The organism is Pandoraea communis (assembly GCF_902459745.1).
Classification (GTDB): domain Bacteria; phylum Pseudomonadota; class Gammaproteobacteria; order Burkholderiales; family Burkholderiaceae; genus Pandoraea; species Pandoraea communis.
Genome location: NZ_CABPSJ010000001.1, coordinates 784,396 through 800,543 on the forward strand (window position 1 = coordinate 784,396; position 16,148 = coordinate 800,543).

General features: G+C 64.3%; 17 protein-coding genes. 3 read left to right on the plus strand and 14 right to left on the minus strand.

Annotated features, from left to right (window positions below):
• Positions 1 to 173 precede the first annotated feature (173 nt).
• The 3 genes from PCO31110_RS03670 (at position 174) to PCO31110_RS03680 (ending at position 2,810) form a co-directional block, all read left to right on the plus strand.
• Entirely contained in the window at positions 174 to 1,118 is a 945-nt protein-coding gene (locus PCO31110_RS03670) for a LysR family transcriptional regulator (RefSeq protein WP_010805570.1), read from the plus strand.
• Positions 1,119 to 1,257: 139 nt separating this feature from the next.
• Positions 1,258 to 2,061: an exodeoxyribonuclease III gene (locus PCO31110_RS03675; RefSeq protein WP_036663490.1), complete on the plus strand. Its 804-nt coding sequence runs from the start codon at positions 1,258 to 1,260 to the stop codon at positions 2,059 to 2,061.
• An 11-nt stretch (positions 2,062 to 2,072) separates the two neighbouring features.
• The gene (locus PCO31110_RS03680) at positions 2,073 to 2,810 is read left to right on the plus strand and encodes a hypothetical protein (RefSeq protein WP_010805572.1); all 738 of its coding nucleotides are present in this window, start codon (positions 2,073 to 2,075) and stop codon (positions 2,808 to 2,810) included.
• A 52-nt stretch (positions 2,811 to 2,862) separates the two neighbouring features.
• Here PCO31110_RS03680 and PCO31110_RS03685 read toward each other — a convergent pair whose 3' ends face one another.
• The 14 genes from PCO31110_RS03685 to PCO31110_RS03750 form a co-directional block, all read right to left on the minus strand.
• Positions 2,863 to 4,158 carry an AmpG family muropeptide MFS transporter gene (locus PCO31110_RS03685; RefSeq protein WP_150689645.1) on the minus strand — a complete coding sequence of 432 codons (1,296 nt, stop codon included), beginning with the start codon at positions 4,156 to 4,158 and terminating at the stop codon, positions 2,863 to 2,865.
• A gap of 106 nt (positions 4,159 to 4,264) precedes the next feature.
• Positions 4,265 to 4,927, minus strand: a complete 663-nt coding sequence (metW, locus tag PCO31110_RS03690) for a methionine biosynthesis protein MetW (protein ID WP_010805574.1) — start codon at positions 4,925 to 4,927, stop codon at positions 4,265 to 4,267.
• The gene (gene metX, locus PCO31110_RS03695; protein WP_150689646.1) at positions 4,924 to 6,135 is read right to left on the minus strand and encodes a homoserine O-acetyltransferase MetX; all 1,212 of its coding nucleotides are present in this window, start codon (positions 6,133 to 6,135) and stop codon (positions 4,924 to 4,926) included. The genes metW and metX overlap by 4 nt, the downstream gene beginning before the upstream one ends.
• 310 nt (positions 6,136 to 6,445) lie before the next feature.
• Positions 6,446 to 7,102 carry a nucleoid occlusion factor SlmA gene (gene slmA / locus PCO31110_RS03700; RefSeq protein ID WP_010805576.1) on the minus strand — a complete coding sequence of 219 codons (657 nt, stop codon included), beginning with the start codon at positions 7,100 to 7,102 and terminating at the stop codon, positions 6,446 to 6,448.
• A gap of 10 nt (positions 7,103 to 7,112) precedes the next feature.
• Complete coding sequence (locus tag PCO31110_RS03705) at positions 7,113 to 7,904, minus strand: HAD-IA family hydrolase (RefSeq protein ID WP_010805577.1); 792 nt, start codon at positions 7,902 to 7,904, stop codon at positions 7,113 to 7,115.
• Between the two features lie 530 nt (positions 7,905 to 8,434).
• A complete protein-coding gene (locus PCO31110_RS03710; RefSeq protein ID WP_370855804.1) occupies positions 8,435 to 9,514 on the minus strand; it encodes a porin in 1,080 nt (359 codons plus the stop codon).
• A gap of 215 nt (positions 9,515 to 9,729) precedes the next feature.
• The gene (locus PCO31110_RS03715) at positions 9,730 to 10,212 is read right to left on the minus strand and encodes a nuclear transport factor 2 family protein (protein ID WP_150689647.1); all 483 of its coding nucleotides are present in this window, start codon (positions 10,210 to 10,212) and stop codon (positions 9,730 to 9,732) included.
• Complete coding sequence (locus tag PCO31110_RS03720) at positions 10,209 to 10,964, minus strand: alpha/beta fold hydrolase (protein ID WP_150689648.1); 756 nt, start codon at positions 10,962 to 10,964, stop codon at positions 10,209 to 10,211. The genes PCO31110_RS03715 and PCO31110_RS03720 overlap by 4 nt, the downstream gene beginning before the upstream one ends.
• Positions 10,961 to 12,079, minus strand: a complete 1,119-nt coding sequence (locus tag PCO31110_RS03725; protein WP_150689649.1) for a 4-oxalomesaconate tautomerase — start codon at positions 12,077 to 12,079, stop codon at positions 10,961 to 10,963. Before PCO31110_RS03725 ends, PCO31110_RS03720 begins: the two co-directional genes overlap by 4 nt.
• 19 nt (positions 12,080 to 12,098) lie before the next feature.
• A complete protein-coding gene (locus PCO31110_RS03730) occupies positions 12,099 to 12,803 on the minus strand; it encodes a 4-carboxy-4-hydroxy-2-oxoadipate aldolase/oxaloacetate decarboxylase (protein ID WP_174979295.1) in 705 nt (234 codons plus the stop codon).
• A complete protein-coding gene (locus PCO31110_RS03735; protein ID WP_036663495.1) occupies positions 12,800 to 13,555 on the minus strand; it encodes a PIG-L deacetylase family protein in 756 nt (251 codons plus the stop codon). Before PCO31110_RS03735 ends, PCO31110_RS03730 begins: the two co-directional genes overlap by 4 nt.
• Positions 13,556 to 13,590: 35 nt before the next feature.
• Positions 13,591 to 14,322 (minus strand): ABC transporter ATP-binding protein, encoded by a 732-nt coding sequence (locus PCO31110_RS03740; RefSeq protein ID WP_010805584.1) that lies wholly within the window; start codon positions 14,320 to 14,322, stop codon positions 13,591 to 13,593.
• Entirely contained in the window at positions 14,315 to 15,067 is a 753-nt protein-coding gene (locus PCO31110_RS03745; protein ID WP_150689650.1) for an ABC transporter ATP-binding protein, read from the minus strand. Before PCO31110_RS03745 ends, PCO31110_RS03740 begins: the two co-directional genes overlap by 8 nt.
• The gene (locus PCO31110_RS03750) at positions 15,064 to 16,137 is read right to left on the minus strand and encodes a branched-chain amino acid ABC transporter permease (RefSeq protein ID WP_010805586.1); all 1,074 of its coding nucleotides are present in this window, start codon (positions 16,135 to 16,137) and stop codon (positions 15,064 to 15,066) included. Before PCO31110_RS03750 ends, PCO31110_RS03745 begins: the two co-directional genes overlap by 4 nt.
• Between the last annotated feature and the right edge of the window lie 11 nt (positions 16,138 to 16,148).

Genomic DNA, 16,148 nt, shown 5'->3' on the forward strand with positions numbered 1-16,148 from the left:
AGTATGAAATGCAGTATAGGAAGCACCGCAACATAAATATAATGAATTAGTATCATCGGAATGATTCCAAATTGGAATAATTTAAGTATTAACCCTAATAGTGCATGAGAGAGCCTTACGGGATAGGGCTTTCCGCGAAATAGCACCAATTTGGTGCCAACGAGAGAACCAAAATGGAACTGCGCGCGTTGCGAGGATTTGTGGAAGTTGTGCGACAGCAGAGCTTCACGGCGGCGGCCGAAGCGTTGTTCGTCACCCAGCCGACCGTGAGCAAGATGGTCAAGGCGCTGGAAGACGAACTGGGTACGCCGCTGATGTTGCGCGAGGAGCGCGGCATGGGCCGCCGGCTTCAGTTGACCGATGCGGGACGCGTGGTCTTCGAGCGCGGTCAGGACGTGCTCGCCGCGTACGCGCGGCTACGGCAGGAACTGGCCGATCTGGAAACGGTCGCTCGCGGCGAGTTGTCCATCGGCATCCCGCCACTCGGCGGCGATCTGTTCATCCCGGTGATCGGCGCGTTTCATCAACACTATCCGGACATCGAGATGAAGCTCTTCGAAACCGGCTCACGCGCCATCGAGCAGGCGCTGCTCGCGGGCGATATCGAACTCGGCGCAGTGTTGCTGCCGGTCGACCCCACCATTCTCGACGTGCTGCCGGTGTGCCACTACCAGTTGCGTCTGATTGCCCCGCGCGACTCGCGTTGGGAGGGGCGCGCCTGGGTCGGTCTGGGTGAGTTGCGCGATGAGCCGTTCGTCTTTTACGGCGAAGGCTTTGCGTTGTCCGAACTCGTGATTGCCGCGTGCCGCCGAGCGGGCTTCACGCCCAAGATTGCAGGACGCTCGAGCCAATGGGACTTCATCGCGTCGATGGTGGACAACGGCGTGGGCATCGCGCTGCTGCCCGAGCCCTTCTGCGCACGGCTCGATCCGAAACGCTTCGTGATAACGGACGTGCGCGATCCGGAGATCCCGTGGGATCTGGCGATGGCGTGGCGGCGCGACTCGTATCTGTCGCACGCGGCACGACGCTGGCTCGCACTGGCGCGCGACATCCTCGGCCCCGGCGGCGACGGAGACGCGCAGGCGGCCATCGCGGGCGGCGCCCGCCGGACGTAACGGGCCCCTCTTTTCCCCTGTCTTGCCCCTTGTCTTTATGGCAAAACGCAGACCGGCGAGAGGCCACGGGCGGCGAAACCCGCGTCGTCCGACACCGCCTCGCGATTGCGGTATCCTTGCCGCTGACCTTTCTTCCCTCATGCCGCGCGAGCGCGGCGCATCGACACTCATGCGCATCATTACCGCGAATCTGAACGGCGTGCGATCGGCCGCCAAGAAGGGCTTTTTCGAGTGGTTCGGCAATCAGGAAGCCGACATTCTCTGTGTGCAGGAAATCAAGGCGCAGTTGCCCGACATGACGCCGGACTTCCTCAAGCCGCACGACTATCAAGGCTACTTTCACTACGCGGAAAAGAAGGGTTACAGCGGCGCCGGCGTATACGTGCGACGCGAGCCCGACGATGTCGTCATCGGCTGGGGCAACGCCGAATTCGACGCCGAAGGCCGCTACGTCGAAGTGCGCTACGGCAATCTGTCGGTGATCTCCGTGTACATCCCGTCGGGATCGAGCGGCGAGGAACGTCAGGCCGCCAAGTTCCGCTTCATGGCCGACTTCATGCCGCACCTGCTCGCACTCAAGGCGGCGGGGCGCGAAGTCATCCTGTGCGGCGATGTGAACATCGCGCACAAGGAAATCGACATCAAGAACTGGAAGGGCAACCTGAAGAACTCGGGTTTCCTGCCCGAAGAGCGCGCCTGGCTCACGCAGTTATTCGACGACCATGGCTACGTCGACGTCTTCCGCACGCTCGATCCGCGTGCCGACCAGTACACGTGGTGGAGCAACCGCGGACAGGCTTACGCGAAGAACGTCGGCTGGCGCATCGATTATCAGATCGCCACGCAGGCCATCGCGAGCAAGGCCAAGACCACCTCGGTTTTCCGAGACATCAAGTTCAGCGACCACGCGCCACTGACCGTCGACTACGATCACGCGCTGTAACGGATAGCACGATGAAGACGCTGTTGTTTTGCACCAGCTATATGAAAGATGCCGATGCCTGGCAGCAACGGTATCAGCGCTGGCTGGACTATTACCGGAACGGACCGATCAAAGCCGACAAGATCCTCATGATCGACGACGGCTCGCCATATCTGCCCCCTGCGGAAACGATCCAGACGATGCGGGCGGACAGCGACATTTCGGCGCACCAGCCCGTCCACGGCATCGTTCGTTTCGAGAAGAATCTGGGAAGGCAAAGCATGAGTCTGTATCCCGGATGGTGGCGCAGCTTCCTTCATAGCGTGACGATTGCACGCACCATCGGCGCAGACAAGATCGTCCACATCGAATCCGATGCATTTGCGCTGAGCCAGCCACTCGCAAACTTCATCAACGACACGCAGTCGGGCTGGCATGTCATGTGGGCCCAGCGTTACGCGATGCCTGAGACCGCCATTCAGATCATTGGCCAGGATCAATTTGCCGCGCTGGAGAAGCTAAGGGGCGATTACCCGAATCTGGATTTCCCGGACATCGCGGAACGCCTTCTGCCTTTCACGTCGGTGAACCGGCAATTCAAAGGCGATCGGTACAGCGAATTCAAACGCAACCGTGGCATCTTTCGCTCGAGGAAATTCAACTTTCTCCCGATCTTCCAGTGGGACTTCTTCTGGGAGCCGATTCCGCGTGACGCAGACTTCGCCACCCAGGTCGTCACGCGTCAGAAGGTGGCCTTTCGGGGCACCTGAGCCGCACCGCGACACGACAACGGCGCCCGGGACGGGAGGCCCCCGTCTCCGCTCAGCGTGATCCGCTCGTCGCGGGCACGCCGTCGCCACCATCGTCGTCGGCCCCCCAGGGGGCGACCTTCGGCAACAGCAGCATGCCGGGCAGCGCGAGCGCCGTGCAGACGAGGAAGAATGTCAGCCAGCCAACGCCGTCCACAATATAGCCGGTGCCTGCGTTGGCAAACGTGCGCGGCACCGAGGCCAGACTCGTGAACAGCGCGAACTGCGTCGCCGTATAACGCGGGTCTGTCGTGCGGGCGATGTATGCCGTGAACGCTGCGGTGCCCAACCCCGCCGTGAAGGCTTCGAAGGCGATCACCGCACCGAGCCCCGTGACGACCGCGCCGGCTTGCGCGAGCCACGCGAAGCCGAGCACCGACACCAGTTGCAGCACGCCGAAGACCCACAGCCCGCGATTGATGCCGAGCTTGATCAGCCAGATCCCGCCGATGATGCCGCCTGCCACGCTGGCCCAAAGGCTCGTCGCCTTGGCCACGACACCGATTTGCGTCTTCGTGAACCCCAGATCGAGATAGAACGAGGTGGCCAGCGACGTCGCCATCGAATCGCCGAGTTTGTAGAGAAAGATGAACGCGAGCACCAGCAACGCCTGCGACCATCCGCCGCGCGTGACGAACTCGTGAAACGGTTCGACCACGGCCTCGCGCAACGTCTTCGGCGGCGTGCCGCGAATCTCCGGCTCCTTGACGACGAGCGTCATCACGATACCCGGCAGCATGAACGCCGCCGTGGCGAAGAACACCTGCGACCACGGCAGGTGGTCGGCCATGATGAGGGCCAGCGAGCCCGGCACGAGTCCGGCCACCTTGTAAGCGTTCACATGCATGGCCGTGCCCAGCCCCTGTTCGCGGTCGGAGAGCAACTCGCGTCGATAGGCATCCAGACAAATGTCGAGACTCGCGCTGAAGAACGCCAGCGCCGCTGCCAGCGCGGCAATCGTCATCAGATCGCGCTGCGGCGAATAGGTCCCCATCAGCGCCACTGCGCCGGCCACCAGCAATTGCGTGACGAACATCCAGCCGCGCCGCCGCCCCGGCTTCCATCCGAAAACGTTGGGGGCGAAGCGATCCATGAGCGGCGCCCACAGAAACTTCCACGTATAGGGAAACTGGATCAGGGCGAACAGGCCGATCGCCTTGAGATCCACGTGCTCGCTGCGCAGCCATGCCTGCACCAGATTGAGCAGGATGAACAACGGCAAGCCGGAGGTGAAGCCGAGAATCACGCAGATGAGCATCCGCGTGGGGTGGAAGACGCGCCCGTCGGCGGGCGGCAGCGAATCGGTCATGGAAAGGACAGTTGGGGCCAGCCGCCTGCGGTGCGCGGCACCCGGCCCCCGGTGTCTTCAGCCGTCAGGGGCCCGGCGCTTCGCTGCCCCGTTAGCTGCCGCCGGTTCAGGAACGCTTGACGCGATAGACCGCAAGACTACCACGCCAGTTCGCGCCCACGGACACGAGTCGCCCATTGTGAAGCACCGCGCGATCGAGAATCTTCACGCCCACGTCCGGCGCCAGCGCCTCGAAGTCCTTGATGGTCAGCACCCGCACGTTCGGCGTGTTGTGCCACTGGAACGGCAGGCTCTTCGACACCGGCATGCGGCCTCGCAATACCGACAGGCGGTGCGGCCAGTAGCCGAAGTTCGGGAACGACACGATCGCTTCGCGGCCGACGCGCACCGTCTCGCGCAGAATGTCTGCGGTGTGGTGAATGGTCTGCAGCGTCTGCGACAGGATGACCGTATCGAAACTCTGGTCCTCGAAGAGCTTCAACCCGTCTTCCATATTCTGCTGGACGACATTGATGCCACGCTGTGCCGAGGCGAGCACCCCGGCATCGTCGATCTCGATGCCATAGCCGCTCACGTCGAGTTCGTCCATCAACAGGCGCAGCAGCGAGCCGTCGCTGCATCCCAGATCGAGCACCTGCGACGACGGTTCGATCCATCGCGCGATGACCCGGAAATCAGGCCGGTCGGCCAGCGACGCCGAAATGCGGTCACGCGACGCGGCCAGATAAGCCGCCTGCGCGTTCGTGGCCGGTACAGTGGACTGACTCATACCCCGACCTCCCGGGCGATACGTTCGTAATAGGCGCGCACCAGGTTGTGATAGCGCGAATCGGTGAGCAGGAAGGCGTCGTGGCCGTGCGGCGCGTCGATCTCGGCGTAGCTCACGGTGCGGCGCGTATCGAGCAGCGCCTTGACGATCTCACGCGAGCGGGTCGGTGCGAAGCGCCAGTCGGTCGTGAACGACACGATCAGGTACTTGGCCGTGGTGTGCGACAGCGCCTTGGCCAGATTGCCGCCCACGGTTCGCGCAGGATCGAAGTAATCGAGCGCACGCGTAATCAGCAAATAGGTGTTGGCATCGAAATACTCGGCGAACTTGTCGCCCTGATAGCGCAAATACGACTCCACTTCGAACTCCACGTCGAAGCTGAAGCGATAGGCATCGTCCTGCCCGTTGCCGTTGCCATTGCCAGTGCCGTTTTCCTTGCCGGCGGCTTTCACACCGTCGACCAGCGTTTCGGCACGACGCAACGCCCGGCCGAATTTGGTCGCCATGTCCTCGTCGGACAGATAGGTGATGTGACCGATCATGCGCGCCACCCGCAACCCGCGCCGCGGCACCACACCGTGTGCGTAATAGTTGCCGCCGTGGAAATCGGGATCGGAGAGGATGGCGGAGCGCGCCACTTCGTTGAACGCGATGTTCTGTGCCGAGAGCTTCGGCGTGGAGGCGATCACCAGACAGTGACCGACGCGCTCGGGATACATGATGCTCCACGCGAGCGCCTGCATGCCGCCGAGACTGCCGCCCATGACGGCGGCAAACTTTTGAATGCCGAACGCGTCGGCCACGCGGGCCTGCGCGTTGACCCAGTCTTCCACCGTCACGACAGGGAAGCGGGCGCCGTAGGGAGTGCCGGTGGCTTCATCGAGGCTCATCGGTCCGGTCGAGCCGAAGCACGAGCCGAGGTTGTTCACCCCGATGACGAAGAAGCGATCGGTGTCGAGCGGCTTACCCGGCCCGACCATGTTGTCCCACCAGCCGACATCCTTGGGATTGTCGGCAGCAATACCGGCGACGTGATGCGACGCGTTGAGCGCGTGACAAACCAGTACGGCGTTGCTGCGATCGGCATTGAGTTCGCCATAGGTCTCGACCATCAGGTCGTAGCCCGCGAGTGTGCTGCCGTTTTGCAGCGGTAGCGGCTCCGCGAAATGCATCCGCTGCGGCGTGACGATTCCGATTGAAGATTCCATAGATCCCTGTCCGAAACATGCCGTGGCCGGCGTCCCTGTCGACAATGATCGACGGACGGCGTCCTGAAACGTTCTGTGCGGGAAAAGGGGTCGACGGAAAAATGGCGGGGGGCGCGCACGACCTCTTTAGCCGCATTTTTAATGAATGCCAGTGCGCGGGAACCCCCGGCAGTGTCATTCGCGCGCCCGCAAGCGAGTCACCAAATCGGCGCGCCAATCATCGCAACAGGGCCGGCTGGATCTCCGGCGGCCCCGTCACGGGTTGCAAAAGTATAACGTAATCTGCGCCGAGGGCGCAGACCACCCGGTCTTAGCGCAGAAGGGCTGCGACCTGCGGCTCCGCGCCTTCGGCGGGCGAGCGCTTGAAACCGCTCTTCGCGAAACGGTGCCAGCGGCCAAGCACGTAGGACACGAGCAGGTTGGCGCGCGAATTGGCGTCGAAGGTTTCGGGCAGCGCTCCCTGCGCCGTCGCCAGACGCAGCACCTGGCGCAGCGACGCCTCGATGCGGTCGAGCAACTGGTTCATGCGCTCTTGCAGACGCTCATGCTCGCCGACCAGCGCTTCGCCGGTCAGCACACGCGTCATACCCGGGTTCTTTTCGGCGAAACCGAGCAGCATCAGCACGATAGCGCGCGCTTGCGTCACGCCGTCCTGATCCTGAGCAGAGATCTGATTGATCAGGCCGAAGATGGTCTGTTCGATGAACTCGATGAGACCCTCGAACATCTGGGCCTTGCTCGCGAAGTGGCGGTAGAGCGCCGCTTCGGAGACATCGAGGCGTGCGGCGAGCGCGGCCGTGGTGATCTTCTCGCCCTTGGGCGTCTCGAGCATGGCCGCGAGGGTCTGTAACACCTGTACGCGGCGCTCACCCGGCTTGGGGCGGGTTGTCTTGACAGGCGCGGGCGCGGCCTCCAGCGCATCGGCAGCGCCGTACCCGGCACCGCTCGAAGAGTTTTCCTGCTGCATCGTCTGGTCGTTATCGGTAGGGATTTGATTGTCGGACGGCCTGGGCTAGGACCCCGGTCGCTAGGCGCGCCCGTAACTCGCGCAGAGATTGTACTTTGATATCCACGTAGTGTGGGCGCCCACTGCGCGGCATCACGTCGCCATGACTGTTTCTGACCGGTAGATGTCCCGTGATCCAGACCGTCCTGATGCCGAAATGCCGCAGGTGTTTCAGGTGCGAACGGGTGTCCTCGACCAGCCATGTGCGATGCGGTGCGAGCCCCTCGCGCACCAACAGCCGGCGCAGCATGATCGCGTCGGGCTTGGCCCGCCAGGCGCGCCGGTCTGCCATGTCTTCGATGCTCACGCAGCGCTCGAAATAGCGGCGAATGCCCAACGCTTCGACGATCGGCAGCGCGTAGTTTGCAGGCGCGTTGGTCAGGAGAATCTTGCGTCCCGGCAATCCGGCGAGCAGCCGGGCGACGCCCCGTTCCGCCCGCAGCACCTCGACCAGCGGCGGCAGCTCGTGGACACGGGCCAGAAACTCGTGCGGATCGATGGCGTGATGCTTGATGAGACCGAGCAGCACCGCCCCGTACCGCTCCGTATAGGAAAAACGCAGGTGATTGGCCTCATCTTGCGACAACCCCAGCTTCTCGGCGATATAGGCGGTCATCGCGCGGTTGATGCGCGGAAAGATCGCGTGCGACGCGCGATGCAGCGTGTTGTCCAGATCGAACAGCCAGACCGGACCACGCGTGCCGTATTCGGTGCGGGCGCGGGGCGCCCGGCGTCGCCGGCTCAGAACGTGAGAAGAAGGCACGGGGATAGCGAATTCATGCGAGGAGATACGTGAAGGTGGCCACACCGTCCGGGCCTTCGCCCGGCTTGCCGGAGAACGCGATGCAGCCACGGCAAGGCACGATGCTAGCGCGCACCGCCCGCTTTGACAAATCGACTCAACCGGCCGGTTGGGTCATGTGCGAGACTTTGCGACGCGGATTCGGTGGTGAAACACACGAAACGCCGGGAAGGAAATCGCAGGGAATATGGTGTGCGGGGGAAAAAATGCGGCCCGGGAAACCCGTCGCACTTGCGGCGAGGGTCATTGCCCGGGCCGGGCAGGAAAATCGTGCGCAATGACGCAGCTCGGGGAATGTACGGCTGCGCACGGTCATGCCGCACGACGTCTGCCGGATCACTCTCTCGTGGCGCGCGGCACCGCTACCACGTCGCATGCCGCGCAACAGGGAGTGACGCCGCATCGCATCACCCGCGACCCGCCCCCCCGGACGTTTCGCGCGTGTCAGACGCACGCGATGCGACGCTTTCTGGCGTCGTCAGGACACCCGCTCAGAACGTGTGCTGAATGCCCAGCATCGTGCCGAACTGATTGCCGCCCGTGACGACCGAGCCGCCTGCGGCAATGGCCACGGCGCCGTTCTGGCTGTTCGCCACCCAGCCAGCCATGCCATACAGCGACGTGCGCTTGGACAGCGAGTACGTCGCGCGGCCGATGAGCAGCGTGGCGTTGGCGCGGCTCTTCAACTGATAACGAATGGCCTGCGCGTCGAACGCCCAGGTGATGGTCGGCAGATAGGTGACACCGAGGAAGTAGATGTCCGAGCGCAGCGATGCGGCGTCGGCGCTCACGTTGCGGTGAATCCAGCCACCGCCCACGCGCCCCGACGACCACTTGTAGTACGCGTTGACGACCGAGTGCGAGTCGGTGTACTGCGAACGGGTAAGCGGTGCCGCAGCGCCCGTGTTGCCGCGCATCTGGTCGTACGACGCCGAGATACCGAAGTTCTCGTAGTCGTAGCCGATCAGGCCGGTGAATTGTTTACATGCCTGGTAATTGCCCGCCACGTTGCCCGCACAGTTGGTGGCCGACGGGCCACCGGCGGCGGAGCCATCGCGTCCGAAGCTGTACGTCGCGCCGAGCGTCACGCCGGAGAACTTGCCCATATAGCCGACGGCGCTGTCGCTACGTGCGTTGGCGATGTACGGATCGATACTGGCCAGCGAGAAGAGCGACGGTCCGATCACGTCGGCGTTGCCCGTCACGTAGAACGTCATGTTGTTCTGACGGCCGATGAGGAACGTACCCCACGGCCCCGACAGCCCCACATTCGCCTGACGGCCGAACAGACGTCCGCCGTAGTTCAGGTTACCGGTGCCCGGCTGGAAGCCGTTTTCCAATGTGAAGACGGCCTTCAGACCTCCGCCCAGATCTTCGACACCCTTGAAGCCGAAGCGCGACGGCACCTTGCCCGTGAGATTCGGTTCACCAACAAAGCTGCCGCCCCCGGCTGCGTTGTTGTAGAAGGCGATGCCGGTATCGACGATCCCGTACAGCGTCACGTTGCTTTGCGCGTGAGCCAGTCCTGCACTCAACAGCAGGCCAGCGGCCAATGCATGTTTCACTTTCACTTCTGTCCCCTTGTTTTTGAAATACACAGCTACGAGGGTCTGCTCACCCTCACGACGCCAACCTCCGGACCGGTGGCAATGTCGCCGGCCCAACCTTCTTCACTGCTTTCACTGCCCTTACTGCCATGCCGGGTGATCGCTGCCGCCTCCTGAACTGCGCTTTCGGCATCGATCCCCGGTCATTTTTTTGCGCGACGTGCGGTGCTGTTTTTTCCTCACGCCTCGCGGATGAAAGTGAAACGCGCTTCTCGGCGGGCGATGCGCCAGCCCTGCGCGGTGCGAACAAACGTGTCTTCGAATTCCCCCATGACCTGACGGCCTTGCGCCGGGCGGCCGAACGGCCCCGGCGTGTCTTGCGCCGACCCGCTCCAGAGCAGCACGGTGCTGCTGCCGATGGCGCTCGTGGGCGACGTCACGTCGATCAGCACGTTGCCGACGAGATGCCGCGTGAGCCGGTCCGCCGGCCGGTCGGCATAAGCGGCGGCAATGGCGGCCGGCCCGGCGAGCGTGTCGCCGTTGGGCCGCACCAGTACGCCGTTCTCGGCAAACAGGGCGGCGAGTCCCTGCGGGTCGCGCCGGTCGTTGCAGGCGACGAAGCGCATCACGAGGTCATGGCACGCCTGTTTGGCGAGCAGGGCTTCGAGCGTTTCCGGTTCGACGCCGGCGGTCATGTCGTGGTGGACGATGTCGTGTGTCATACCGGCCGAGCCTGTGAGGAGGGTGTGGGAGATGACGGGCGCGCGAGCCACGCCTGCATGGCATCGGCCACGTCTTGCGCACGCTCCATCGGGCTCATATGACCGCTGCCTTCGATAACGCTCAATACGGCATTGGGCATCAGTCCGGCCATGACCTCGTGGCGCGCGAGCGGGCTCCAGGTGTCCTGACGTCCGCAAAGCACGAGCGTCGGACAATGCACCTCGCTCAACAGCGACGTCGCATCCGGGCGGCCAAGCAACGCGTGGATCTGTGCGGCAAATTGATCGGGACGGCTGCGCTCGATCATGTCGAGAATTGCGTCGAAGAGCGGCGTGCCGATTTGGTCGGGATGCACCATGCCGGTTGCCCACACCTGGCCCATCGCACGCATACCGGCCTCACGCGCACGCGCGAGCAACACCGCCCGCCCGCTGCGCTCTTTCTCCGCAGCTTCGCCTTCGGGCAATGCCTGATAACCGGTGTCGAGCAACGCGAGATGCGTCACGCGCTGCGGTGCGCGACGCACGACTTCGAGCGCCACACGTCCGCCCATCGAGTGCCCCGCGAGCGCGAAGTGCGGCTCGGGCGTACTCGCCAGCACGTGATCGGCCATCGCCCCGATGCTGTCGAGTGCGCCCCACGCGGGCACACGGCAATCGTATTGCGGCAAAAGCGCCGCGGTCGCCGCCCATGCCACCTGGTCGCAAAGCAAGCCGGGAAGCATGAGCAGCGGGAGACGTCCGGTACTCATGGCTTCCCTCCCTGCGCCCAGACACGAGCGGGTATGCAGACCTCGCCGTCGAACAGCCAGCGTGCCGTGCGCAGCAGACCGGCGCTCGTGACGTCCGGCGTGCCGTCGGCATCGGTGCCAAGCGCCAGACGTACGGTGAACTCGCCCGTCGGATGCTCGATGGCGAGCAGCGGCGCATCACCCTCGGGCACCTCCGCCATCTCATGACAGACGGTGCCCGGCAGTGCTGCGGCCGTCGCCACACTCACCGCCGCGAGCACGCCGATGGACGAGTGGCAACGGTGGGGAATGAAACAACGCGTCGCGAGAGCCCCCCCGGCTTGCGGCGGTGCCACGAGACACATCTTGGGCACTGTGCGCGAGCGCACGTCACCGAGATTCATGCGGGGACCGACGGCCAGACGAATCGCCTCGATCCGGTCGCGTATCGCCTGAAACACTGCGTCCGTCTCGAGCTGCTCGCAGGACTCCGCGCCGGTACACCCCAAGTCCGCCGCGCGCATGAGCACAAGCGGCATGCCGTTATCGATGCACGTCACCGTGACACCTTCCACGACATCCTGACGCTGTCCGGTCGGGAACAGTGCGCCGCAGGACGCGCCGGCGGTGTCGCGAAACATCAGCGGTATCGGGGCGGCCGTGCCCGGCACGCCATCGATGGCAACGTCGCCGTCGTACTTCACGACGCCAGCCGGGGTCTGCACGGTGGCCACCGCCACCTGTCCCGTGTTGACCATGTGAATGCCGACCTCGGTCACGTCGCCCGCTGCGGTAACGAGCCCGCGCTCGATCGCAAACGGCCCCACGCCGGCGAGAAGGTTGCCGCAGTTCTGTCCGTAGTCGACACGCGCTTCATCGACCACGACCTGTGCAAAGAGATAGTCGACATCGGCATCGGCGCGCGTCGCGCGCGACACGATGGCGACCTTGCTCGTGAGCGGATTCGCACCGCCCATCCCGTCGATCTGACGCGCATCTGGCGACCCCATTGCGGCGAGCAGCACAGCGTCGCGCGTGGCGGCGTCCGCAGGCAGATCGTCAGCAAGAAAGTACAGCCCCTTCGAAGTGCCTCCGCGCATCACGGCAGCGCGGATACGCGTTTGGGAATGCATCATGTCGGTCAAGTCGCTGCCCTCACTCGCCCTGCAACTCGTCGAGCGAGTCGACATAACGTAAGCCCTTCGCGGCAAGACGCTCGCGCATCTTGTAATAGTCCAGCCCCAACATGCCGCCTGCGAGCACACCGCGCTTGTACGCCTCGTCGGCACCGCGTGCGGCGGCGGCCCTGGCTACGGCTTGCGCGGTAGCGAACGGCACCACGACCACACCGTCGTCGTCGGCCACGATCACGTCGCCGGGGTTCACGATCTGATTGGCGCACACGACCGGCACGTTCACCGAGCCGAGCGTCTCCTTCACCGTGCCCTGCGACGAGATGGCTTTCGACCACACCGGGAACTGCATCTCGGTGAGCGTGCCGATGTCGCGGCACCCGGCGTCGATGACAAGACCGGCCACGCCGCGCGCTTTCATCGACGTGGCGAGCAGATCGCCGAAATAGCCGTCGTCGCAAGGCGACGTCACACCGACCACCACGATATCGCCCGGATGCGCCTGTTCTACCGCCACGTGCAGCATCCAGTTGTCCGACGGGGGCGCAAGCACGGTCACGGCACTGCCCGCGACAACGGCACCGGCATAGATCGGACGCAGGTAAGTCGCCATCAGGCCGAGGCGGCTTTGCGCTTCGTGTACCGTGGCGCTGCCTGCACTGCGCAGAATGTCGAGCGTAGCGGCATCGACACGGGGAATTTGACGAACGACGACGCCGCGAATCATGACAGTTGCTCCGTGACCACCGGCGTGAGGCGCATCAGCCCTTCGGCGTATTTGATGTCTCGCGCGGCCGTGATGCCGATGTTGCGTTTGGCCTGCACACCGCGTTGCAACGCCACGCGCGTGTAGTAATCCCACAGGTGTTCCTGACCGGCCATGCACTCGATGGCGGCACGCTTCTTGTCCCACACCGGCGTGATATCCACGAAGGTGTTCGGAATCCACTCGCACTGCTCGGTCTGATGCGGCTCGAACGCGAGTACCGCCGGGGCGCCGATGATCGTCTCGCCCGGCTTGTGACCTTCTGCCTGCGCGATCACGCGGGCCTCCTGCGTGACGTGCATCGCCAACGGGTGATCGAAGTTGTACGGGTCTTTCTCCGAATGGCTCAGCACAAACGACGGCTGCACATCGCGATAGATGTCGACGAGTCGAAACAGCGTCTCGTCGGACACCCGCATCGGGTAGTCGCCGATGTCGAGGAATTCGATTTCTGCGCCGAGAATGTCGGCGGCCCGCTGTGCCTCTTCGCGGCGCGCGGCCTTGACCTTCGCTTCGGTCATCTCTGCGCCCTTGCGCCAGAGCTTGGCCGACTCGCCGCGCTCGCCGAACGACAGGCAGACGATCTTCATGCGATAGCCCTGCGCAATGTGCGTGGCAATCGTGCCGGCAGCGCGCCAGACGAAGTCCGCCGAATGGGCGCTGACGACGAGGCCCGCCAATGCGCGGGGGGAAGTGTTCTGTGATGTGCTCATGTGTTTGACGTCAATTCGTGTTGTGCGCCGCGTGTTCAGGCGCTTTCCAGTCCGACCAGCGTGGCGAGCAATTCCGGCGACGCCGCAAGTTCGCTGCTGCGCCCCGCCCAGACCTCACGGCCCCGGTCGAGCACCAGCGCCCGGTCGGTCAACTCCAGCCCCAGTTCCGCGTGCTGCTCCACCAGCACCACGCCCATGCCGCCGTTGGCGCGCAACGTCCAGAAGGCGTCGACCAGTTGATCGACGATCACCGGCGCGAGCCCTTCGAACGGCTCGTCGAACAGAATCACGCGAGGATTGCCGATGAGCGCACGGCCGATGGCGAGCATCTGCTGCTCGCCGCCCGAGAGCTGGTTGCCGAGGTTGCGGCGACGTTCGTGCAATCGCGGGAACAAGTCGTACACGCGATCGAGCGTCCAGTCGTTGCTGCCGCGCTCGCCTGCGTCACCCATCGCAGAGACCTGAAGGTTCTCTTCGACGGAGAGCGACTTGAAGATCTCGCGCTCCTGCGGCACCAGCGCCAGCCCCGCGCGGGCTCGCTTATAGGCGGGCCACGACGAGATGTCGTCGCCGCGATAACGCACCGCGCCGCCGTGGCGCGTGGTCAGTCCCAGCAGGCTGAGCAGCAAGGTGCTCTTGCCCACGCCGTTACGGCCAAGAATGGCGACGGCCTCTCCCGCGCCCACGCGAAGACTCAGGTCCTCGAGCACGATGGTCTCGCCATACCCGGCGCTGAGTCCGCAGGCTTCGAGCAGAATGTCAGTCATGATGGCGACGCCCCAGATAAATGTCGCGCACGCGCGGATCGCTGCGCACTTCGTCCTTCTCGCCTTCCATCAGCACCGCACCTTCGACCAGCACCGTGATGCGGCGCGCGAAGCGGAAGACCAGATCCATGTCGTGTTCGATGACCATCACCGCGACGTCTTCTGGCAGGCGTTCGAGCAGTTCGAACAGCTTGCGTCCCTGCCCTGACGGCACGCCTGCGACGGGTTCGTCGAGCAGCACCACCTTGGGATCGAGCGCGAGGCCCAGCGCGATTTCCACCTGACGACGCTGGCCGTACGCCAGTTCGTCGATGCGTCTGCCCGCGAGATCGAGCATGCCCAGTTCGCGCAGACGCTCCGCGGCCTCTTCCACCACCGCCGGACGGCTCGCGAGCGGCTTGCCGATGCAGCCGTCGAGGCCGCGCCGCGACGTGAGCGCCAGCGCCACGTTCTCGGCCACCGTGAGCGTGTCGAACAGCGTGTTCAACTGAAACGTGCGAGCCAGCCCCAGCTTCACGCGTTTGTGCGAGGGCATCGACGTCACGTCCGTGCCACCCACGCGCACCACGCCGGCATTCGGCTTGAGCACGCCCGTCAGCAGATTCATCAGCGTGCTCTTGCCTGCGCCGTTCGGGCCGATCAACGCGTGTCGCGCACCGACCGGCAACGACAGGCTGACGTTGCGGGTCACGTCCAACTGCCCGAAGCGTTTGGACAGTCCTTGAATTTCCAGTGCGGCGCTCACGGCGTCACCTCCTTGTCCGTGGCGGTTGCCTTGGCGTCGCCGGTCTTCTGCGGCGTGACCGCCTGGCGAGGACGGCGAATGCGTGCCGCGCAGCGATCTACCACACCGATCAGGCCATCGGGCGCGAAGCGCACCACGACGATCAGCAGCACACCGAGGGCGGCAAGCCAGTTCGTCGGGTCGATGGCCGCGATGCGGTCGGACAACACCATGAAGACGACCGCACCGAGCACCGCGCCGTAGAGACGTCCGGTGCCGCCCAACGCGAGCATCACGAGCACGTTGGCCGAGAGCGTGAACGACAGCGTGTCGAGTGCGACGATGTTGTTCACTTGCGCGGAGAGTGCGCCCGCGACGCCGGCCACCGCAGCGGCAAGCGTGTACAGCATCAGGCGGCGCAGACCGACGCGAACACCGAGGAGCGACATACGCACGGCGTTCTCGCGAATGCCCTGTACGGTCAGGCCGAACGGCGAATTCACGAGAAACTGCGTGAACAGATACACGACGAGCAACACGGCCAGCGCATAGAGATAGGCCGTGTGCCCATAGATATCGAAACTGAACAGGCCGAGCACGGGAGCGATGGTGTAGCCGGTCAGGCCGTCGTCGCCCATGGTGATCGACTTCGCGACGTTGCCCGCCTCGTAGAGCAGCGTGGCGCACACCAGCGTCAGCATGATCTGCGTGAGCCCGGTGACGCGCAGCACGACGACGCCGGTAATCAGCCCCACGACCGCCGCGACCACGGCGCCCGCCACCAGTCCCAACAACGGATCTGGCGAGACATGCATCGCGAAGAGCCCGGCAGCGTAGGCGCCGCTACCGAAGAACGCCGCGTGCCCCAACGTCTCGATACCGCAGTAGCCCTGCACGAGATCGAGCGAGAGCGCGAAGATGATCATGATCAGCACGCTCGTGGCGAGCGCGAGGTACAGATCGGCGAAGAAGTACGTGGCGACGGCGGCAATGAGGAGCACCGCGTCGAGCACGCCAAGACGTTTGCGACGCAGCGCGGGAGCCACTTGCGCCGTGCCCGCGACCGGCGGCAGAGGATTCGTATGAGACATCGTCACCCTCC